Annotated in this window: 19 protein-coding genes; 2 read left to right on the top strand and 17 right to left on the bottom strand. The window is 62.7% G+C overall.

The window, feature by feature from the left end; translation table 11 throughout:
• Positions 1-104: 104 nt before the first annotated feature.
• The 8 genes from ACX9NZ_RS07920 to tilS all read right to left on the bottom strand — a co-directional run bounded on the left by ACX9NZ_RS07920 (position 105) and on the right by tilS (position 10892).
• Positions 105-1286 (bottom strand): pyridoxal phosphate-dependent aminotransferase, encoded by a 1182-nt coding sequence (locus ACX9NZ_RS07920; RefSeq protein ID WP_118652287.1) that lies wholly within the window; start codon positions 1284-1286, stop codon positions 105-107.
• Positions 1287-1604: 318 nt separating this feature from the next.
• Positions 1605-2981, bottom strand: coding sequence for a 6-phospho-alpha-glucosidase (locus ACX9NZ_RS07925; RefSeq protein WP_294160029.1), 1377 nt, complete (start codon positions 2979-2981; stop codon positions 1605-1607).
• Between the two features lie 157 nt (positions 2982-3138).
• Positions 3139-4710 carry a PTS transporter subunit EIIC gene (locus tag ACX9NZ_RS07930; protein WP_118652281.1) on the bottom strand — a complete coding sequence of 524 codons (1572 nt, stop codon included), beginning with the start codon at positions 4708-4710 and terminating at the stop codon, positions 3139-3141.
• 31 nt (positions 4711-4741) lie between these two features.
• Positions 4742-5608: a PRD domain-containing protein gene (locus ACX9NZ_RS07935; RefSeq protein ID WP_294121570.1), complete on the bottom strand. Its 867-nt coding sequence runs from the start codon at positions 5606-5608 to the stop codon at positions 4742-4744.
• Positions 5609-5650: 42 nt separating this feature from the next.
• Positions 5651-6217 (bottom strand): PTS sugar transporter subunit IIA, encoded by a 567-nt coding sequence (locus ACX9NZ_RS07940; RefSeq protein ID WP_294121567.1) that lies wholly within the window; start codon positions 6215-6217, stop codon positions 5651-5653.
• A gap of 229 nt (positions 6218-6446) precedes the next feature.
• Positions 6447-8702: an ATP-dependent zinc metalloprotease FtsH gene (ftsH, locus tag ACX9NZ_RS07945; protein WP_407496491.1), complete on the bottom strand. Its 2256-nt coding sequence runs from the start codon at positions 8700-8702 to the stop codon at positions 6447-6449.
• 1 nt (position 8703) lies between these two features.
• On the bottom strand, positions 8704-9252 hold the full coding sequence (hpt, locus tag ACX9NZ_RS07950) for a hypoxanthine phosphoribosyltransferase (protein ID WP_118652269.1): 549 nt from the start codon (positions 9250-9252) through the stop codon (positions 8704-8706).
• Positions 9253-9305: 53 nt separating this feature from the next.
• Positions 9306-10892, bottom strand: a complete 1587-nt coding sequence (tilS, locus tag ACX9NZ_RS07955; protein ID WP_294121561.1) for a tRNA lysidine(34) synthetase TilS — start codon at positions 10890-10892, stop codon at positions 9306-9308.
• A 61-nt stretch (positions 10893-10953) separates the two neighbouring features.
• Here tilS and ACX9NZ_RS07960 point away from each other — a divergent pair, with 61 nt between their 5' ends.
• Positions 10954-11796 carry an MBL fold metallo-hydrolase gene (locus ACX9NZ_RS07960; RefSeq protein ID WP_118652263.1) on the top strand — a complete coding sequence of 281 codons (843 nt, stop codon included), beginning with the start codon at positions 10954-10956 and terminating at the stop codon, positions 11794-11796.
• 12 nt (positions 11797-11808) lie between these two features.
• On the opposite strand, the gene ACX9NZ_RS07965 is transcribed toward ACX9NZ_RS07960, so the two are convergent.
• The 6 genes from ACX9NZ_RS07965 to ACX9NZ_RS07990 form a co-directional block, all read right to left on the bottom strand.
• On the bottom strand, positions 11809-12240 hold the full coding sequence (locus ACX9NZ_RS07965; protein ID WP_118652260.1) for an Hsp20/alpha crystallin family protein: 432 nt from the start codon (positions 12238-12240) through the stop codon (positions 11809-11811).
• A 240-nt stretch (positions 12241-12480) separates the two neighbouring features.
• The gene (locus ACX9NZ_RS07970) at positions 12481-13170 is read right to left on the bottom strand and encodes a cytidylate kinase-like family protein (RefSeq protein WP_118652257.1); all 690 of its coding nucleotides are present in this window, start codon (positions 13168-13170) and stop codon (positions 12481-12483) included.
• 152 nt (positions 13171-13322) lie between these two features.
• A complete protein-coding gene (locus tag ACX9NZ_RS07975) occupies positions 13323-13961 on the bottom strand; it encodes an amino acid ABC transporter permease (RefSeq protein WP_118652254.1) in 639 nt (212 codons plus the stop codon).
• 3 nt (positions 13962-13964) lie between these two features.
• A complete protein-coding gene (locus ACX9NZ_RS07980) occupies positions 13965-14750 on the bottom strand; it encodes an amino acid ABC transporter permease (RefSeq protein WP_118652251.1) in 786 nt (261 codons plus the stop codon).
• Entirely contained in the window at positions 14751-15734 is a 984-nt protein-coding gene (locus ACX9NZ_RS07985) for a transporter substrate-binding domain-containing protein (protein ID WP_294160036.1), read from the bottom strand.
• Positions 15735-15750: 16 nt separating this feature from the next.
• The gene (locus ACX9NZ_RS07990; protein ID WP_118652248.1) at positions 15751-16482 is read right to left on the bottom strand and encodes an amino acid ABC transporter ATP-binding protein; all 732 of its coding nucleotides are present in this window, start codon (positions 16480-16482) and stop codon (positions 15751-15753) included.
• 299 nt (positions 16483-16781) lie between these two features.
• Here ACX9NZ_RS07990 and ACX9NZ_RS07995 point away from each other — a divergent pair, with 299 nt between their 5' ends.
• The gene (locus ACX9NZ_RS07995; protein ID WP_294160040.1) at positions 16782-17726 is read left to right on the top strand and encodes a zinc dependent phospholipase C family protein; all 945 of its coding nucleotides are present in this window, start codon (positions 16782-16784) and stop codon (positions 17724-17726) included.
• Between the two features lie 89 nt (positions 17727-17815).
• On the opposite strand, the gene ACX9NZ_RS08000 is transcribed toward ACX9NZ_RS07995, so the two are convergent.
• The 3 genes from ACX9NZ_RS08000 to ACX9NZ_RS08010 all read right to left on the bottom strand — a co-directional run bounded on the left by ACX9NZ_RS08000 (position 17816) and on the right by ACX9NZ_RS08010 (position 21196).
• Complete coding sequence (locus tag ACX9NZ_RS08000; RefSeq protein WP_294160041.1) at positions 17816-18376, bottom strand: hypothetical protein; 561 nt, start codon at positions 18374-18376, stop codon at positions 17816-17818.
• A gap of 153 nt (positions 18377-18529) precedes the next feature.
• The gene (gene pyrE / locus ACX9NZ_RS08005) at positions 18530-19213 is read right to left on the bottom strand and encodes an orotate phosphoribosyltransferase (protein WP_294121551.1); all 684 of its coding nucleotides are present in this window, start codon (positions 19211-19213) and stop codon (positions 18530-18532) included.
• A gap of 177 nt (positions 19214-19390) precedes the next feature.
• Positions 19391-21196 carry a VgrG-related protein gene (locus tag ACX9NZ_RS08010; protein WP_304291990.1) on the bottom strand — a complete coding sequence of 602 codons (1806 nt, stop codon included), beginning with the start codon at positions 21194-21196 and terminating at the stop codon, positions 19391-19393.
• Positions 21197-21265: the final 69 nt, after the last annotated feature.

The following is a 21265-nucleotide window of genomic DNA, read 5'->3' on the forward strand; positions in this document are numbered from 1 at the left end:
CGTACATGATACCCGCACGGAAAGCACCCGTGCATCTGGGGCACGGACGCATGGCAGATGGCGACGAACGAGCAGCGCGACGCAATGCCCGGAGGAGCCCGGTTCTAGCGATACGAATCCATGAGCGCTTGCCAAGCGGGCAGCGAGCGCTCGATGGTCTCGTAGCTCACGCAGTAGCCCACGCGCACCCAACCCGGGGTGCCAAAGCTATCGGACGGCACGGGCAGCAGCTCGAACTGGCGGGCGCGCTCGCAAAACGCCTCGGCATCCGGCTCAAGCGCACGAACCCACAGGTAGAAGGCACCCTGCGGCTCGACCATTGAGTACCCCATCTCCCCCAGGGAATGCATGAGCGCGCGGCGGTTACGGTCGTAGGCCTCGACATCACAGGGCTCGTCAACGCAGTCGATCACCACGCGCTGGAACAGCGACGGCGCACACACGAACCCCAGAGCGCGAGCGGAGCCCGCCACCGCCGCCATGACGCGGGCGCTCTCATGACAGCTGGGGGGCACGAGCACCCAGCCCACGCGCTCGCCCGGCAGCGACAGCGACTTGGAGTAGGAATAGCACACCACCGTATGCTCGTAGATGGACGGAACCCACGGGACCTCCGCACCGTACGTGATCTCGCGATAGGGCTCATCCGAGATGATGAAGATGGGGGCCTCTCGGTCGCGATTCACCTCGAGCAGGCAGTTTGCAAGGCGCTCCAGCACATCGCGGGAGTAGACCGCGCCCGTGGGATTGTTGGGCGAGTTCACGATGATGGCCGCCGTGCGCGGGGTGATGGCACGCATGATGCTACCCACCGAGAGCTGGAACGTGTAGGGCTTCGCCGGTGCCTCCACACACGTGCAACCGCACGACTCGATCCACACCTTGTACTCGGGGAAATACGGGGACACCACGACGACCTCGTCACCGGGGTTGGTGAGGGCATGCAGCGTGCAGGAGATGGAGGCGGCGGCGCCCACGGTCATGAACACATCGGAGGCCTCATACGCCGTATCGAACCGACGATTGAGCGACGCCGCCACCGCGGCACGCGCAGCGGGCAGGCCGGGCGCGGGCGTGTAGCCGTGCAGCTCCTCGGGGCTCAGCTCGGCAAGCGAGCGTTCAATGGAAGCGCGCACGGCATCGGGCGCGGGGATGCTCGGGTTGCCAAGGCTGAAGTCGAACACGTTCTCGGGACCAATCTGGGCCTTGCGCTCGCATCCGTACGCGAAGATCTCGCGAATCTTCGAACTTGCCGCGCCGTATGCGTACATGGTCTCGTTCAACATAGCAGCCCCGTTTCCGTGCGGTTGGTTTTGCCCCATGATACCCACGACGGCGAAGCAATCTGACACGTTGCTTCGAATTAACTGAAATTTGCGAGAGAGATGCACAGCATGGCGGCCTAGGTGTTAAGTGCCAAAACGTTGCTTACACCAAGGTGGTAACAATTGGACGCATTTTACGCATTCTCGTCCGCTATGAAGCAGACGAATATCGAAATAGCAACCGAATTGAAAAAGTGGGCCTTCGCCAAGGAAGACCCGCTCTGGGATGGGCAGCGCATTATGGAAAACTACCCAGATATGCGATGGTTCGAATCCGCTTTACTTCAGATCGGGCCAGAAGTCCTTGTTGGCCTCGATCATGTCGTCGAGGACCTCCTTGGCCACCGTCATGGACGGCACCGTCTTGTTGAGCGTGAAGGCCTGGAGCGCCTTCTCGTAGGAGCCCTCGATGCAGGCCTCGACCACGAGCTTCTCGGAGTTGAGCTGCTGCATCATGAGACCCTGCTGGAACAGCGGAATGTTGTCGCGGGAAATGACCTCGGGGCCGTTCTTGCCGATATAGGCGGGCAGCTCGACCATAGCGTCATAGGGCATGTTGGGAATGGCGCCCTTGTTCTGGCAGATCACCAGGAAGCGGGCCTTGGTGTCGTTCTTCAACGCGACGGCCAGATCGGCAATCCAGTCACCGTGGCTGCCGGCGTAGAAGGTGCTCTCGTCGATCTCACCCGTCTTCTCGTACCGGTCGATACCGGCGAACAGATTGGCCTCGCGGGTCTCCTCCACCTCGTTGGCGCGGGTGCGCTCGGGGTTGGAGTGCTCCACAAACTCCTTCTGCTGCAGGTAGTAGTTGAGATAGGTGTTGGGCAGGTACTCCGGGAAGAGCTCCATGATCTCGTAGACGCCCTTCCACACGTAGTACCAGGAACCCTTCGTATGACGATTCTGCTTACTCTCGTCCTCGTTGTCGGTGTTGGACTTCATAAGCGAGCTCATGCCCTTGAGGTAGCTGCTCGGCAGCAGGATCTCATGCTCCTTGATGTAGGCGCGCAGCTGCGGGAGCACCTCCTCGCCCTTGTGGCGGATGCTGGTGAACCAGCCGAAGTGGTTGAGGCCGAAGTAGTCGTACTCAACGTCCTTCTTGTTGATTTCGAGCGCGGCGCACACGAGGTCGATGATGGCGATGGGCATGTCGCAGATGTTGATGATGCGGGCATTGGGGCGCATCTTGCGGCAGGCTTCGGACACGATTGCCGCCGGATTGGAGTAGTTCAAGATCCAGTAGCTGGACTTTGCGTACTTCTCCACATCGTCGATAAGCTCGATCATGGGGAAGATGGTGCGCATTCCGTAGGCGAGGCCGCCGCAGCCGCAGGTCTCCTGACCCACGCAGCCGTGACGCAGCGGGATCTTCTCGTCCTGCTCGCGCATGGCGTAACCGCCCACGCGCATCTGAGCGAACACGAAATCGGCGTCGGTGAAGGCCTCGGCCTTGTCGGTGGTCACCGTGAGCTTGATGTCGAGTTTGAGGTCCTCATGCAAAATCCAGTCGACGAGCACGCCCACTTTGCGCTGGCGTTCCTCGTTGATGTCGTACAGACGGATCTCGTCGACCTCGAGCTCGTCCTTGCGCAGGGCGATAGACTTGACGATGCCGGGAGTGAAGGTGGAGCCGCCACCAGCCAGAGTAATGATCATTGAAGTAACGCTTCCTTTCGTGACACGAATTACGAGTGCGAACTTCGCTTGCCTAAATGGGTGCCCGGATGGCACCCCCATGCGGGGCCGAGCGGGCTTGCGCGCCCGGCCCCGGTTTCCCACCGCCGTTAGGGAAACATGACGGTATGGGAGCCGATTACATCTTCTCGAGCGCGTCCTCGACGGCGCCGCGCACGCTGGCGACCTTCATACCGAAGATAATCTGAACGTCGTTGCCCTTGCGCACGATGCCGCTGTTCTCCATGCGGTTGATGAAGTCCTCGTTCACGAGGCTCTCGTCGGCGACGCTCACGCGCAGACGGGTGAAACAGTTCTCGACGGACTGGATGTTTTCCTTGCCGCCCAGGCCCTTGATGAGGTCGAGGATGGCATCGTCGCCGGCGGTGTCGACAGCGGCCGCCGGAGCTGCGGCGTCGGGGGCGGCCACGGCGGAGGCGTCGTCCTCATTGCCCTCGCGGCCCGGGGTGTGCAGCTTGAGCTTCTTGATGAGAACGGTGAAGATGACGAAGTACAGGGCGGCATTGACCACGCCGAGCACAAGCATCATGGGCCAGTTGGTCTTCTCGACACCCAGCACCAGGTTGGACACCACGATGTTGATGATGCCACCCGCGGTGGAAGCCGGGATGTTGAGGACCTGCAGCAGCACGAGGCTGATACCGGACAGGATGGAGTGGACCACGAACAGGACGGGAGCCGAGAACACGAACAGGAAGTCGATGGGCTCGGTGATGCAGGTGAGGACCGCGGTGATCATGAGCGGGATGATGACGGCGCGGGTCTTGTCCTTGTTCTGCTTATAGGCGGTCACGATGAACGCGGCGCCGATGCCCAGGTACGGCCACAGGTTGTTGAAGGTGTAGCTGTTGAAGTAGGTGCTGGGAGAGAAGGGCACGCCCTCCATGGCCATCTCGGCAACGCGTATGGGGTAGGCGCCGGCGATGACGGTCTCACCCAAGGCGAGGGTGCCGCCCACATCGGAGAACTGGAACGGGGTGTAGATGAGGTGATGCAGGCCGAGAGGAACAAGCAGCTTGTTGAGCATGCCGTACACGAACAGGCCGATGCTGCCGCTCTCCTGGATCATGCCAGCGAGCGACGCGATGGCGCCCTGAACGGGCGGCCACACCACGCAAGCACCGGCACCCAGAACAAGGGAGATCACGATCATGATGAGGAAGGGGAAACGCACGCCCGAGAACATGGACAGGGCCACGGGGAACTGCTTGCCACCGAACTTGTTGAACACCCAGCCGGCAAGGCAACCGAGCACGATGCCGCCGAACACGCCCATGTCGAGGACCTGGATGCCGAGGACGGAGGACTGGCCGGTGCCCACGAGACCGAGTTGCGTGGGCTCGGCGAGCATGCCCATCGCCTCGAGCACGATGTTGTTGGCGTTCAGGAACAGGAAGAACGACATGAGGCCGATGAGAGTGGCATGGCCCTTGTCCTTCTTGGCCATGGCGCCCGCAATGCCCGCGCAGAACAGCACGGCCAGATTGTTCACGATGAACATAAGGCTGTTGTAGATCACCTTGCCGCTGACGGCGAACACGGGAAGCTGCAGGAACGGAACGGCAGCCACGATGGTCTGGTTGGTGAGGAGGATACCCAAGATCAGCACGGTGCCCGCCACGGAAAGATACATCAACGGCTGCACGATGGACTTGGAAAACACCTCCAACGCGCTCTTCAGATTTGCCATTACCCAAAACTCCTTTCTTCTTGCCCGCGCTCTACTCGGCGGCGGATGGGGCCGCTGGCGCTTCGGCGCGTGCGGCATTGACGAGATTCATGATGTGGTACACCAGGTAACCCTTCTCGGCGTCCGCGACCGCGCACCCGTAGGTGCTCGCCACGTGCCCGCCAATGCGCTCGGTGCACTCGAACGCGGCGGGATACTGGTCTTTACCCAAATGGAACAGGAAGGTGTCCTCCGACTGCACGACGCTCTTGTCGAGCACGCGCTGGGCGAAGAACTGCAAGTGGCGCAGGAAGCGCTCGTATTGGATGGACTCCTCGTCGTACACGAGGTCGAATGCCTCGGCCACGATACCCAAAATCTCATTGATCATGCTGATGGACAGCATGAGGTGGTCGGCGCGCTGCCGCATGGTGGCGTTCACGATGTGAAGCGTTATGAAGCCCACCTCGCCCTCGGATACGCGAATGCCCAGGCGGTCCTCGATGATGTCCTGCGCGCGGAGGGCCAGGGCGAACTCCTTCTTATAGAACCGGCGAGTCTCCATAAGAAGGGGATTGTCGCAGGGAACCTCAGCGCGCTCACGCTCGATGGCCATGGAGATATGGTCGGTCAGCGCGATGAGGACGTTGTCGTCGACATCGCTTCCCAGCTCCGCGCGGAGCATGGCGACAATATCCTCGGCAACGGAGAGATACTCGCTGGGAATGCCCTTGATGAGACGCTCGAGGCGGTTGAGCGAATCGGGATCGTCGAGGGTGAATACCTTCTCAACGGCGGATGTGTCAAGCTCGTCGCCGCGCGAGCGGCCGAACGTGATGCCGCGGCCGATGGCGATGCGCTCGACGCCCTCGTCCTCGACCATGGCTACATTGTTGTTGTAAATGCGCTTGATGACCATAACCGCTCCCGCGTGTATCCCGTGCCCGTCTTGGCGATACGCCTAGGCGAAGCTCAGCACGCGCTCACCGAAGGCGACGGAGCCCGGCTCGCACGTAGCAACGGTAAGCCCGGCGGGAACCTCGGCGGCGATCACCATCGTGGTGTCATCGTAACCCGCGGCGGCAATCTTGTCGCGGTCGAACGTCACGAGCAGCTGGCCCTGCTCGACGTAGTCGCCCTGGGCGACGTGGGCGGTGAAGCCCTCGCCCTTCATGTCGACCGTGTCGATACCGATATGCAGCATAACAGCCACGCCGCTCTCGTTCTTGATGGCGAGCGCATGGCACGTGGGGAACAGCGCCTCGACCGTGCCCGAGAAGGGCGCGACGAGCTCACCGGAGACGGGCTTGATGCCAATACCGTCGCCCATGGCCTTGCTGGAGAATACCGGGTCGGCGACCTCGGCGATATCCATGGCGGTGCCGGGAACCGGGCACAGCGCCGAGATGCCAGTTGCAGCTGCCGGCGCGTCCTCGGTGGAGGGTTGCTCCGCGACAGCGTTCTCGTTATGGGAAGCGGTTTTTTCCGCGGCCTGCTTGCCGCCAAAGAGATTGGAAAGGAAACCCATGGTTCTCACTCCTTCGCCGCGTCGCGGCATAAAAATAACCCCACCAAACAGACTGCCGGCATGGCCGCGAGCAGTCCAAGAGTTTGGTGAGGCCCAAGAGTGGTTCGAGGTAACCTTCCGCATTTCTTGTTTGCAGGCGAGAGTATAAAAACCAGAAGGCCCCATCGTCAAGTTGATGGAGCCTTCTTTTTCTTGTGAACGGTCTGATTTTCCCGGCGAGCGGCATGGGCTACTTGGCTGAAGGGTCGGCCCCAACGGAAGCATCCCCGTCGGGGGCACACGGCTTGCTGACGCCCTCGTCTGCAACGGCTGCCTGCGCGAACGCAGCCGCCTCGGCGGCGATCTCCTCGTCGCTCTGGCGCGGCTTGGCGCGACGGGCGCGCTCGGCCTCGACAACAGCGGGGTCGGCACCGTTGGCGGCTGCCTCGTTGCGCGCCTCCTTGGCGGCAGCGATATCGCCCTCGCGCTCCAGATACGCATCCCACTCGTTGTTGAGCAGGGCATCGACGGCCTCGCCCTCAACGGTCTCGCGCTCAAGCAGAACCTTGGCCATAAGGTCAAGTTGATCGCGGCGGGCAGAGAGGATCTCGGCTGCGCGTTCATGCGCCTCACGCATGATGCGCTGGACCTCGGTATCGATGCGACGAGCCGTCTCCTCGGAGTAATCCTGATGGTCGGCGTAGTCGCGGCCGAGGAACACCTGATGCTGGGCCTCGCCGAACACCTGCGTGCCCAGCTCCTCGCTCATGCCCAAGCGCGTGACCATCTCGCGAGCCAGCTTGGTGGCGCGCTCAAGGTCGTTGCTCGCGCCAGACGTGATGTCCGTGCACATGAGCTCCTCTGCCACGCGACCGCCCAGGAACACGGCGAGCTCGTCGAGCATCTCGCGACGCGTCTTAAGGAAATGGTCCTCGGCCGGCAGCTGCATGGTGTAGCCGAGCGCTTGGCCGCGGCTGATGATCGAGATCTTGTGCACCGGGTCGGCGTTGTCCAAAACGTGGCCCACCAGTGCGTGACCGCTCTCGTGGTAGGCGATGGTCGTACGTTCGGCCTCGCTCATCACGCGGCTCTTACGCTGCGGACCCGCCATGACGCGTTCCATGGACTCCTCGATCTCGTCCATCGAGATGAGCGAGCGGTTGCGGCGGGCGGTGAGCAGAGCCGCCTCGTTGAGCAGGTTCGCCAAGTCGGCACCGGCAAATCCAACCGTGAGCTGCGCGAGCTTCTCAAAACTCACGTCCGTGTCGAGCGGCTTGTTCGCCGCGTGCACGCGCAGGATCTGCTCGCGGCCGCGTACGTCGGGGCGGTCGACCGTGATCTGGCGGTCAAAGCGGCCCGGACGCAGCAGCGCCGGATCGAGCACATCGGGGCGGTTGGTAGCGGCGATGAGGATCACGCTCTCGCTCTCCTCGAAACCGTCCATCTCGACGAGCAACTGGTTGAGCGTCTGTTCGCGCTCGTCGTGACCTCCGCCCAGGCCCGCGCCGCGCTGACGACCCACGGCGTCGATCTCATCGATGAAGATGATCGCCGGAGCCTGCTCTTTGGCGTTCTTAAAGAGGTCGCGCACGCGCGAGGCACCCACACCCACGAACATCTCGACGAACTCGGAGCCGGAGATGGTGAAGAACGGCACGCCCGCCTCGCCTGCGACTGCCTTGGCAAGCAGGGTCTTACCCGTGCCGGGAGGACCAACCAATAGCACGCCGCGCGGAATCTTGGCGCCCAATTTACGGAAGCGCTCGGGGTCGGCGAGGAAGTCACGGACCTCCTCGAGCTCCTCTACTGTCTCATCGATGCCCGCAACGTCCTTGAACTTGACCTTGGGACGCGTTGCCGGAGTCGTCTTGGCGTTCGTCTTGCCAAACTGCATGGCCTTGTTGTTGGCGCCCATCATCTGGCGCATGAAGTACATCATCGCGATGATGATTACGGCGGTGGGCAGAATTGCCAGCAGCAGGTTCATCAATGCATCGGGATCCTCGGTATCCACCTTGTACGTGGTCTTGGGATGCTCGGCCATGAGCTCGGCCAGCGAATCGGAGCCCACATAGGTGGAGGTGAACGTTTCCAAGTTCTTCTTGGACCGGCTCTCGCCCTCGGGCCAATACGTGCCGCTCACCGTACCGTCGATCACCGTATAAGTTGCCTCGTCAACGCGACCTGCCTCCACGGCGGCAACAAAATCACTGGTAGCGAGCTCCGTGGGCTTATCACCCTGACGAAGACCGCCACCGAGATTCCAAAACGTGTAACCAAGCAGAATGCAGGCGAAGGCAAAGTAGATCCATCCCGTGCGCGAGGGACCTCCCGCCCCTTCGGGTCCACCAAAGGGCCCGAAGCCATTGCCGCCCCGGTTACCACCATCGTCCGTAGGACCCACTCCCTGCGGGGGCGTTGGCCCGCCATTTCCATTGCCGGACCCGCCTCCCTCAGCAAGGAGGGCGACGGGTCCCCGTGCGTAATCGTCTGTGCGATCGGTCATGCTATGCGTAAACCTCCGGTTTGAGAACGCCCACATAAGGCAGATTGCGGTAATGCTCGGCATAATCCAAGCCATAGCCCACCACAAAGGCATCGGGGCAGTGCGTGCCCACGTACTTGGGATCGATGGCCGCCTGCTTGCCCTCGACGTCCTTCCACAGGAAGGTGCAGACCTCGAGCGAAGCGGGACCACGGCTGGCGAGGTTCGCCATGAGATACTTGAGCGTTAGGCCGGAATCGAGAATGTCCTCGACGATGAGAACGTCGCGACCCTTGATGTCGATGTCGAGGTCCTTGATGATGCGCACGATGCCCGAGGACTTGGCGCCGTCGCCGTAGCTCGACACGGCCATGAAGTCGATGGAGAGCGGAGCGTCGATGGCGCGCATGAGGTCGCCCATGAAGACGACCGCGCCGCGCAGGACGGCGATCAGCACAAGGTCCTTGCCCTGGTAATCCTCGGAGATCTGCGCACCCAGGCGCTTGACCATGGCGGCGATGTCCTCCTCCGAGAACAGGACCTTCTCAACATCGGGATGAATCGTTTCCATGGATACCCTTTCATGGCGCGTATGCAGATAATTGCAGCATACCCGTTTGGGAGTTACTGCACGTCCGCAACGGGACGAAATGTCAATTTTACCAAGACTTTGCTGGTGGCGGTGCATTTAAAGCGATCGTCCAAACGAACTGGTGCCACCCACACGATCGCACCGCCGGGGGAAGTCCGCACCACGGGCGTGTACGCGCGCTCGGAACGTGGAATTTGCGCCTCATTAAGGAGATCCGAAAGCTTCTTGCTGCGCCCGCACATGCCAAAGGGGCAGAGCATGTCGCCCGGCGCCGGGACATCCACCCACAGGCGCAGCCCGTCTCGACTCGGCACGGACGAGCCCGCAACGCCCCAACGCTGGTCCTCCGCCAAGCGCGGGAGATCGTGCGCCGCATAGCCGAGCGCCGCCGCGTCGATCAGCACCGATGCGGGCGCGTCGCTTGTCGCCGAGAGCGCGTCCCCACGTGCGGACGACACCTCCCGCGCCAAGGCGACGCCGTCGGTGCCGGCGGGAAGCTCCACCAACTCCGCCTCGACCACGCCACCTGCCGCCGTGCGCAACTGCCCGGGAATCGCAAGCCAGCCTGCAGTGGCGCGTTCGCGCTCCTCGGGCGTTCGCAGGGCGAGCGTGCCGAACTCGATGCGCGCATCGATTCCCGCCGGAAGGGTCACGGAGCCCTCCGCGCGAGCCACGCAGGCAAGGACCGCCTCCACATGGCGCATCTCCAAACGCGCCTCGGTATCGAGCTCGCGTACGGCCAGGCGCACGATGCGTCGCGCGATGGCAACCTCCGCCGCCGCGAGACGCGCGGCGTCGAGCACGATGAGCCCCGCAGCCCGACGGCGCTCGCAACCGCGCAGGGCAGTCGCGGCGAGCTGAGACATGAACGCGTCCTCGTCGCCCAAGATGTCGCACGCCGCGCTCACGCTGCGCTCCACGTTCGGATTGCGTTCCTGCGCAACGGGCATGAGGCGGTGACGCACGTAGTTGCGTAGATACCTCGTGTCTTGGTTGCTCGCGTCCTCGCGCCACGGCTGGCCGGCGACCTCCAAATAGCGCACCAGCTCCTCATGCGTTCGGTCGAGCAGGGGGCGCACGATGATGTTTCGCCGGCGCGGGATGCTCGAGAGCCCAGCCGCGCCGGAGCCTTTGATGGCATTCATGAAAAACGTCTCGGCTCGATCGCTCGAGGTGTGAGCCGTGAGAATCCGCGCGGCGGAGCGAGGGGTTCCCGCTTTTCGCGAGAGCTCCCCTACATACCGGCGCGCTGCGGCATAGCGAACCTCGCGTGCGGCACCCTCGAGGTTTTGCCCGCCCAGATCGGCAAAGCTCGCGTGCTCGACGCAAAGCGGCACCCCCAGCTGTTCGCAGAGGGCGCGCACGAACTGCTCGTCGCCATCGGACGCCTCTCCCCGCAGATGATGATTCACGTGAAGCACATGGAGGCGCTCGCGAGCGATGCGCGTGCGGCCCCTACCGTCGTCCATATCGAGCGTTCCCGTGCACGCCAGGAGCAACAGCGCCGTTGAGTCCGCACCGCCTGATACCATGAGGACAACGGGGGCGCGCCGCTCGAGCGCCCGAGCGGCGGGCGCCGTGGCGCGTCGCGTGCCATACCGTTGGGAAACTGTGGGCATGTCCCACCCCTTCTGCCATATCCACCTGTACGCATTGTATCTGCGAGGAGCCTGTAACGCCATGAAGCAACCAGTCGCAACGCCGTTCCCGCGTCCCCTTCACCTTCACATCCTCGGAAGCGGGTCGCAGGGCAACTGCGCCCTCATCGAAGGGCCTCAAGGGCTCATCATGATCGATGACGGCTTTTCCCGCCGGGAGGTGCTCACCCGCATGCACGACCTCGACCTGAACGAGGACGACGTGCGTGCGCTTATCCTCACGCACGAGCACAGCGACCATGTGAGCGGCGTGTCCGTGTGGGTCAAACGCTTCGACGGGCCTCTGTTCGCGAGCTCGGGCACGGCGGAAGCGCGCAAATACCTCGCCTGCCTGCCTTTTGAGACGTTCATGCCGGGCGAGGTCCTCGAAGTCGCCGGAGTGCGCGTTGAGACCTTCCCCACCTCGCACGACGTCGTCAATCCGGTGGGTTTTAGATTCTCCTGCAATGGAGACTCGATCGGCTATGCCACCGATACCGGCACCCTGCCGCCTGGCGCCATGCGTCTGCTTGCCGATGTGCGCATTCTCGCGCTTGAGAGCAACCACGACGTGCCGATGCTCCGCACCGGCTCCTATCCTCGCTACCTGCAGGACCGCATCATCTCCGAACGCGGGCACCTCTCCAACGCGCAAGCCGCCGAGGCGCTACCGCAGCTGATCACCAGCCGAACCGAGCACGTGGTCGCCATGCACATCTCGCAGGAGAATAACCGCCCGAGCCTCGCCGTGCGCGCACTGGCCGAAGCCGTAGGGGCACAGCTGGACGACGAGCTGGGCTCGAGCGCCACACTCGACCGAGGCAGCGAAAAGCCGGCGCTCCGCATCCGAAGCGCCGGCCAAAACCGTCCGATATCAATCTTCTAACGCGCTGCCACGTTAGTCGATGGAGATCTTCGTGACGTTCTTCTTCTCGACGAACTTGGGCACGTTAACCGTGAGGACGCCGTCGGCAAACGTGGCGGACAGGCCCTCGCTCGCCGCGTCCTTGAGATAAACGCCGCGCGTGGCGCTATAGGAAGTGAACTCGCGCTGGAGGTAGTTCTTGCCCTTGTCCTCCTCCTTCTCCTCAACGTTGACGGAGATGGACAGACGGCCCTCGTTGAGCTCAACGTCCAGATCGTCCTTGGTGACACCGGTGAGATACGCCTTGACCTCGTAGGCGTCGCCCTTGTCCTCAACGTCGATGGGGAACGCTTTCGCGGCAAGCGCCGTGCGCGGGATGTCCATCATGTCGTCGAAGATGTCGAACAGCGAGTTGGTGGAAACGGGGAGGACGCCATAACCCTGACGATACGGAACCATTGCCATAATCGATCACTCCTTCGTGATGCGCGCGGGGCGGGGTGTCTCGCGCCTTTGCGCGTGCCCTTTGGGGCGCGCGTCTTTGTTTGACAATCCGGTTATGCCCGCATCGCCGCCTATTATTCACAGACGCACAAGTTTTTTAAGCGTCATATTGTCATCATATCTAAGTGTACTTGACTTAGATATCTTTTCTCGATGCTTCGGTGGGGTTCGCGGGCGCTCCGTCCGCTGCCCCCTCTCAATTCAATGCCGCAAATCGGTAGACGTGCTCGCCTGTTCGGCCTCGCGTAGCTTGGAGCGGTACGCAGCCGCGATCACGTCCACGCATCCCTGGCGCCCAAGCTTGGCGCGGTTAACCACGATATCCTTGCCATCGGTCATCTTCCATTTGCCCGCAGAGTAGCGCTTGTAGAACGCCTCGCGCGCATGCTGGCGCTCGCGCACGAGCTTGGCGCCGGCGCGCTTGTCCAGCCCGCGCTTGCCGCGCACGATCTCAACGCGTGCATCGAACGGCGCCGTCACCAGCACCGCGATGTGGTTGGGGTTGTTGCGCAGCAGGTAATCGGATAGGCGGCCCTCGATGATGCAGCTACGCGTAGCCGCCAAGTCCACGATCACCTGGCTCATCGACTTGAAGAGCTTGTCCGAGAGCGTGCGCGAATCTGCGCGGTCGGGCAGAAACGCCATGAACTCCGCGGCCATGCGCTCGTCGTACTCGGCAACCTTGTCGAGCGCCTCACCCGCGCGCGTGGCGGAGCGCACGAGCAGCTCGTTGTCATAGAGCGGGATGCCCAACTCGACGGAAAGCATCTTGCCGATCTCGTGGCCCTCCGCGCCGTAGTCGCGCGCAATGGTGATGACCACGGGCTGATCGGCGCGCGCCTCCTGCTCGGCAGCGAGCCTACGCTCGAAACGATTCTTTAGGTAACCCATTCCTTCTCCTTACGAGAGAACCGATTAAAGCTCAAGGCGCATCCGGGCGCCCCAGATTGGCGTGCAGGGAAAGACGCTCGCCCGCTGCGAGGCGCCAGGCCCGTGCGAAAACGGCCAACTGAGCACCAAGGCGGGGTGTCCGGGCGCGCCGACTATGCCGCGATGGCCTTACGCTGGTACCGGCGGACCAGCAGCGAGATGCCAAAGTTCAGCGCAAAATACAGCGCGAACACGAAACCGTATAGCATGAGCACCTGATCGAGTGCGATCGCGTGCGCCATGACCACATTGGTGGTGTACATGAACTCCGCCACGTTGATGCCCGAGAGGTACGAGCTGTCCTTGATCACCGTGGTGCACTGGCCGAACAGCGCCGGCGTGATGGTGCGGAACGTCTGCGGCAGGATGATGTAGCGCATGGTGGCAAAGAAGCCAAAGCCCTGGCTGCGCGCCGCCTCGAACTGTCCGGCGGGGATGGCGTTCAGGCCCGCGCGCACGATCTCGGCCATGACGGCGCTCGTAAACAGGGTGAACGCGAGCGTCGAGATGAAGATGTCAATGCCCTGCACCGTGAAGTAGATGAACAGGATCCACAGCAGGTTGGGCGTACAGCGGAACAGCTCGATGTAGGCGCTCACCAGCCAACGGAACGGACGGGGCGCGTAGCTCTTGATGAGCGCGAGCACCGTGCCCAGGATGACCGAGCAAATGATGGACAGCACCGAGATCTCGACGGTCTTGACGAAGCCACCCAAGATGTAGATGAGATTGGTCGCGTTGAAGATCTCCATCGCCTACGCCTCCTTTCCGGTAGCCGGGGCGGGCACGGCAGCGGCATCCGTAGCGCCGGCGACGTCCGTCACGCCGGGGATGACCTTGGCGCGCGGGCGCTGCTTGCTGCGGCGCTCGAGCCACTGACCGAGCATGGCCAAAGGAAAGCAGATGATGAAGTACATAAAGCAGCAGACGATGTATCCCTGCAGGTACCCATAGAGACTCACGAAGTTGTCAGAGCGGTACATGAGGTCGCCGCCAGCGACCAGCGCAAGCACCGAGGTGTTCTTGACCAGGTTGAGTGCTTGGTTGCACAGGGGCGGCAGGATGATCTTGAACGTCTGCGGCAACACGATGTACGCGTATGTCTGGACGCGGGAGAAGCCCTGACTCTGCGCCGCCTCCATCTGGCCGCGCGGGACGGCCTCTATGCCGGTGCGGATGACCTCAGCCACGTAGGCAGCGTGGTACAGGCCCACACCGAGGGCACCGAGCGCGAACGGGGCGATGCGCACGGGCTGCGCCGCGCCGGTGATGGCCTGCAGGAACTGCGGGCCGGCCATGTACATGAACAGCACCTGCACGGGCAGGGGCGTGTTCTGGTAGAACTCAACGTATACGCGGGAGATGCCGCGCAGGATGCGCGAGCGCGTGGTGGACAGGACGCCGAGCAGTGTGCCCAGCAGCAGGGCGAGGGCGAGGCCCGCGGCGACGACGCGCAAGGTCACGCCAAAGCCCTCCCAAAACGGTCCCATGTTGGCGAACGTCAGCGTCCAGCGCTGGGGATCAAGTAGTCCTTCGAGCATTTACACCAACCCCCACTTTTCGATCTCCTCGTCGAGCCAGCCGCTCGCCGCGCAGTCCTGCACGCACTGGTCGACCACGGCGGACAGGTCGCTGCCCTTCTTCGTGGCAATGCCGTACTGCTGCTCGCCAAACTTCACCTCGGGCTCGAGCAGCTCGACCGTCTCGTTCATGTAGCCGGCAAGCGTGGAGCGGTCCATGGCGAAGCAGTCGATGTTGCCCGCGTCGAGCGAGCTCTTGATGATGGGGTAACCGGAAAACGCCAGGAACTCCGGAGTCGCGTCGATATCCTCGTCCACGAGCATCTGCTCGATGAGGCTCTGCGTGGTGGCGCCCTGGCTCACGCCGATAATCTTTCCATCGAGGTCGGCGATGCGGGCGAAGCCGCTGCGCTTCTTGACCATAAGGCCCACGTAGTCGGTGCGGTACGCGGTGGAGAAGTCCCAGCTCTCGCGACGCTCGGGCGTGATGGTGTAGGTGGCGCACACCACGTCGAGCTGGTCGTTGTCGATGAGCGGACCACGGGTCTTGGGCGTGACGTCGGTGAACGCCACGAGCTCGCGCTCGCGCGCCTCCTCGTAGCTCACGCCAAAGATGGCGGCGGCGACCTGGTAGCACAGGTCGATCTCCATGCCCTCGTAGGCGCGAGCGGCGGGGTCGTAGTAACCGTAGCCTGGCACGTCCTTCTTAACGCCGGCGTTCAGCTGCCCGCGCGCCTTAATGGCGGAGAGCTTGGAGCCGGGCGTGGCGACGGACGAGGAGCCGGCGCTGGCTCCGTCCGCACCGCAGCCCGTCAGCGCGCCGGCTCCGGCGAGCATTGCCGCGGCAGCGACGCCGCGCAGAAGCGAACGACGGCTCAAGCTGGGCTCGATTCCGCATCGAGTACCCGTGCAGGAGACGCCGCGGCCATTGGCGACGAGCCCATCGCCGGCGCCGGGGGCGAATGGCAGGCGGTCGCGCCACCCGTACGTCATCATGTCCTTCATACACATCCCCTCGCCTTTAGTGCAGGATCTTCGCGAGGAAGTCGCGGCAACGCGGGTTCGTCGGATTGTCGAAGAAGTGCTCGGGCGTGCCCTCCTCGAGGATGCGGCCGTCGTCCATGAAGATGACGCGATCGGCGACCTGGCGGGCGAAGCCCATCTCGTGCGTCACGCAGATCATGGTGATGTTCTCCTGCGCGAGCTCGATCATGACGTCGAGCACCTCCTGGACCATCTCGGGGTCAAGTGCCGAGGTGGGCTCATCGAACAGGATGATGGGCTGCTTGGTACACAGGGCGCGGGCGATGGCGACGCGCTGCTGCTGGCCGCCGGAGAGGTTCTGCGGGTACTCCCCTGCCTTGTGGGCGAGGCCCACGCGCTTGAGAGCCGCCATGGCGGCGGCGTTCGCCTCCTCCTTGGATTTCTTTTGCAGCTTGATGGGCGCGAGCGTGAGGTTGCCCAGCACGGTCATGTTCGGATACAGGTTGAACTGCTGGAACACCATGGAGCTGTACGTACGGGCCATCTCCAGGTGGTTCTTCTTGGTGAGCGGCGTGCCATCGATGATGACCTCACCGCTGGTGGGCTCCTCCAAGTAATCGACGCAGCGGATGAGCGTCGACTTGCCCGACCCAGACGGTCCGATGATGACGACCTTCTCGCCCTCCGCGACCGTGAGGTCGATGTCCTTGAGGACATGCAGGTCGCCGAAGTATTTGTTCAGGCCGTGTATCTCAATCATGTTGGCCATGCGATCCCCCCTTATTTCCGTGCAAACAAGAGCCTGTTATACCTTATTTCCCCAGCTACGCGCAACATTATGGATTTCAAAACCATTTCGATACCGTTTCTGGCGCAGTCGGATGGGGCAACGCCGGAACGCCCACCCGCGCCGGAGGGATGTGTAAAATGGGGATACGTCCCTATTTTGCACATCCCTCGCAGCCCGCTTGCGAGAGCGCCCCCTCACATCGCAAAATCGCATGAGATAACTGCTCCCAGCTGGGAATAATGAGCGACAGACGTTTCTTTTTTGAAAAAGGAGTCCCCATGCCCGCACTGATCACCCATCGACTGTTCGGCGAGGAAAGCATCGAGCGTCTTCCCAAAGGGCTCATAACCTCAGATGACGAGCGCGCCGCCTTCCTGCTCGCCAACCAGGGCCCCGACCCGTTCTTCTTCCGGGTCCGCACGCCCCACATGGGCACTTGCATGGAACTCGCGCGCGTCATGCACCGCAGCCGCATGTCAAAGCAGCTTGCCGCCTTGCGCGACGGCGTGACACACCTGCAGCCCGCCGATGCGGGCGTTGGCCGCGCATGGACGCTCGGCCTACTCTCCCACTACATTCTGGACCGCAACGCCCATCCCTTTGTATATGCGCAGCAATGGGACATTCAAGAGGCGGACGATGACCTTACGGGCGCGGGAAGCCAAGTTCATGCAGTGATCGAAAGCGACCTCGACGTGCTCATGCTCCAAATCAAGCGCGATGGGGCGACCGTGGCGGACTATCCGCCCGCCGGCGAGCTCGTCACAAGCGCCCGCATCGACAAGGTGGCGGGCGCGCTCACGAGCTTTGTCGCGAACAGCGTGTACGGCATAAGCGTAGGCGCGAATGAATACGGTGGTGCCGTGGCGGACATGCAGCTCGCCTACCGCGTGATCGAGCCGGCTGGCTCTGTACGAACGTGCGCCCTCGCTCGCCTCGAAGGCCTCGTCAAAGATTACTCCCTGCTGCAGGCGCTGGCGCATCGCGTGACCGCCGAGCCGCCGGCGGGCGCAGGAAACTTGGCGCGCAACGAATGGACCGACCCCTTCACTCAAGCCGTTCGCGCGGAAAGCTTCCCGGCACTGTTCGAGCGCGCTCTCGACGATTACCAACAAGCTGCCGCGCGGTTCATCGGGACGGGCGATACGGCGGCGGTGACGGGGCACGTCAACTACTCGGGACGCACGCTCGACGCCACCGAAGAGTTCGACCGCGAAGAGTAGCGACCGGCCAGGCGCAGCGAAACACCATATGAGAAAGGGGAGGTTCGCGCCTCCCCTTTCTTTGCGCCATATGTTCTTACTCGCCGCATTTACTGCATCGCGTTGAGGATCTCTGTCTCGGTATCCTCCGTTGCGGACCAGCTGCCCTCGTCGTCCTTCTCATACGAGAACGTGCACTCGGTCTCGGCGGGCTCGGCGTTCTTGACCGCATCCATCAGAATCTGGCCTGCTTGGGCGTACAGTACCTCCTCGCTGCTCACGGTCGATAGGTCAAGACCGTTCACATACTCCTGGAACTGCGAGGCAAAATCGGCCATGATCGCGGTAAGGGACTTGATCTTGACGATCACCTTGGCGTCGGCGGTGCCGGCCTCCTCGTCAACCACGACCTCCTTGATCTCGTGACCAAAGCCGTCCAGATACGCCTCGGCGAATTCTTTGGTGTCGAGGCCGAGCTGCTCGAACGCACCGTCGGAGCTCGCGACCATGGCATCCATCAGGTCCTCGTTGTCGGCGGAGACCTCCGAAAACGCCTTCTCGACGTCCTCACGAATGAGCTCCTCGACCGAGGGGCCGCCGCACGCGCTCAGCAGCACGGTGCATACGACCGCGATTGCCGCCAAGGGCATGACCCAGAACTTCTTCTTCATCGCTTCCTCCCGATGCCGGTGACGGGTCATTCTCTTACGCACTCGAACGCCAACCCATCAAATTACCCTGATGGTATCAGACCTCCGAACACCTGAGGGGATGCCCCTCAAATCGCCGCCCGGGCGGCAAGCGCCAATCGGCAAACGGAAATCCTATTCGCGGGCGCCGTACTGCTCGTAGTAGGCATCGATGGCTGCCTTGAGCTCGTCGTCGATCACCACGCGGCCGGCAACTTCGCGGTTATACAAGTGCTCGGTCACCTCGGCCATGGACACGATGCTCGCCACGGGGAAGCCGTACTTGGCCTCGATCTCCTTCTGCGCGGTGGTCACGCCACCCTTGCCGACCTCCATGCGGTTGAGGCTCACAATGAGGCCCTTGACCTCGACGTTCGCGGCGTCCATGAGCTTGGGGTAGGTCTCATCGATGGACTTGCCCGAGGTGGTCACGTCCTCGACCATCACCACGCGGTCGCCGTCCTTGAGCTCATAGCCCAGCATGCCGCCCTTGTCGGCGCCGTGGTCCTTGACCTCCTTGCGGTCGGAGCAGTACTTGACCTCCTTGCCATACAGCTTGTGCATGGCGATGGCGGTGACGACGGACAGCGGAATGCCCTTGTAGGCAGGACCGAATACGACGTCGAAGTCCAGGCCGAAGTTGTCGTGGATGGCACGGGCGTAGTACTCGCCCAGGCGCATGAGCTGCTCGCCCGTCACGTAAGCTCCAGCGTTCATGAAGAACGGGGACTTGCGGCCGCTCTTGAGGGTGAAGTCGCCGAACTTGAGCACATCGGACTCAACCATGAACTCGATGAACTCCTGCTTGTAAGCCTCCATGAGGCCTCCCTTCCCATAGCATGCGCCGCCCGGTCCAATGCGGGCGTACGCGTGCCAAGCACGTGTTTTACCGCCTTAAGGGTACCAGAAAGAACCCGCCCCGCGCTTTGGCCGGAGGGCCACCGCGGAACGGGTGGAATTGTAAGGTTGAGTAGCTAGACTGTGCGACGCTTGAGGCTACTCCTCGTCGCGCTCTTTTTTTGCGAGCGAGAGGAAGGAGCCGCCGGCCACGGCGAGACCCGTCGCGCCCACAGCGACCATCGAGATGATGTCGCCCGTGCCGGGCAGGCCCTCCTTGGAGGAGCCACCCGAGGTCGATTGCGCGCCCGTTGTCTTTGCAGACTCGGCCTCGTATTCCTCGGATACGACCTTCCCGCAGGTATTGCAGGTGCGCTCGCGAACGCCCTTTTCGGCCTCGGTAGCCTGCTTGGTAATGCGCCACTCCCCAAAGTCGTGGGGAGCGATGTCGAACGCCGTACCGCAGACCTCACAAACCTTCCAGTGGTCGGTGCTGTTCGCCACCCAAGTATCGCTCGTGTGCGCTTCCTCGGAACCGTGCCCGGTGCAGGTCTCGTCCTCGCACGCATGCCAATGGGTCTTCCCGTCATGGCTCCAAGCCTTAACGAATGTGTGCGTGTGCGCGCTCTCATCCGAATCGTCCCCGGCATCGTCGGTAGAGTCGAACGAGTCGTCGTCGGGAAGCTTGTCGTCCTCGGAAGTCGTGCCGCCATTGGAGGTGTTGCCCCCCTGGTCGCCGGAGCCGGAGTCGCCCGCGCCGTCGCCGGTCGAGGTGTCGCCAGTCGACGCGTCACCGCTTTCACCAGTACCGGCGTCGCTGCCCGAGCTGGAGCCACCGTTGTTGCCGTCGCTGGCACTGCCGCCGCCGGTGTTACCGCCGTTATCGGAACCACTGTCACTCGTCCCACCGGAGGGGCCGGAGGTTCCCTGGTCGCCCGCGCTGGGGTTGTCCGGAGTGCCCACGCTGGGTTCGTTCGGCGCACCGGTGCCGGGGCTCTGTTGGGCGGCGCCGCCACCATTCGACGCATCGCCGCCCTGCTCTTGGCCACCCGCGTTCTGCTCCGCATCATGCTGGTCCAGGTACGCCAGGCACGCGGCCTTCTCCTTCTTATAGCGGTTCTGCCAGCCCTGGTGATACTGCGGCTGCTTGGGATACCACTCCGCCACACGGTTGACCACCGTATCACACAGCGCCGTGACCAGCTCGCGGTCGCTCATCGCGTTGTTGATGTTCGCGGCCTTAAAGAACTTCTGCACGCCTCCCTGGCCGAACAGGTTGCACATGCCCCACACGAGCCCCTTGACGCAATCGGCTCGGTTGCGCACGTCAACGCCATAGGTATTGAGCAGCGAGCTCTGAACCGGCAGGTAGTAATTGTTGTATGCGTAGGCGTCCTGCAGAGCCGAAAACTCGGCGGGATCCGCCGCATAAGCCGCGTGCCACGCCTCGTTCAGAATCTGCGCCGGAGCGGTGAGCTGCCGAGTCGTGTAGTCGTACATGCTGTACGACGGATTCGAGAGTGTATCGCGCTGAGCAATGACCGCCTGGAACATGGCGTACTTGGTGGGGTTGTAGCTGTATACCTGTTGGATGAACGACAGGAGGCTGTAACGACGATCGAACTGATAATAGCCCATCGCGTTGTAACCGTCGCCGTACGAGAGACCCTTGTCGTAATTGCAGCCGCTCTCGTACTTGGTAAAGTACTTCATCTCGTCCGACAGCGCGACCGGGGTAAGCGTGGAGCCAGAGCGCACGGAGGCGAACGTCGTCACCCCTTCGGAGCCCTCGTAATAGTCCGCCTTGTCGTAGTCGCCCGGCAGGGGCACTCCCATGCCGTCGGGATCGGAATCCGTCATGGGAGTGCTGTTGGAAGTAGTCGCCATCGCCGGCAAGGTGACGCTGCCGAGTGTGAGTGCAGCGGTGAGGCCAGCGATTACGGCCTTGTTGCGTGACTGAGCCATCAGTCCTCCTTGGTTTGCCCCCGTAAGGGAAGTGCGTTTGCGATTCGTTTGCGGCAAAGCCACAAGAAG

The sequence above is a fragment of the Collinsella sp. BM28 genome (genome assembly GCF_054551995.1).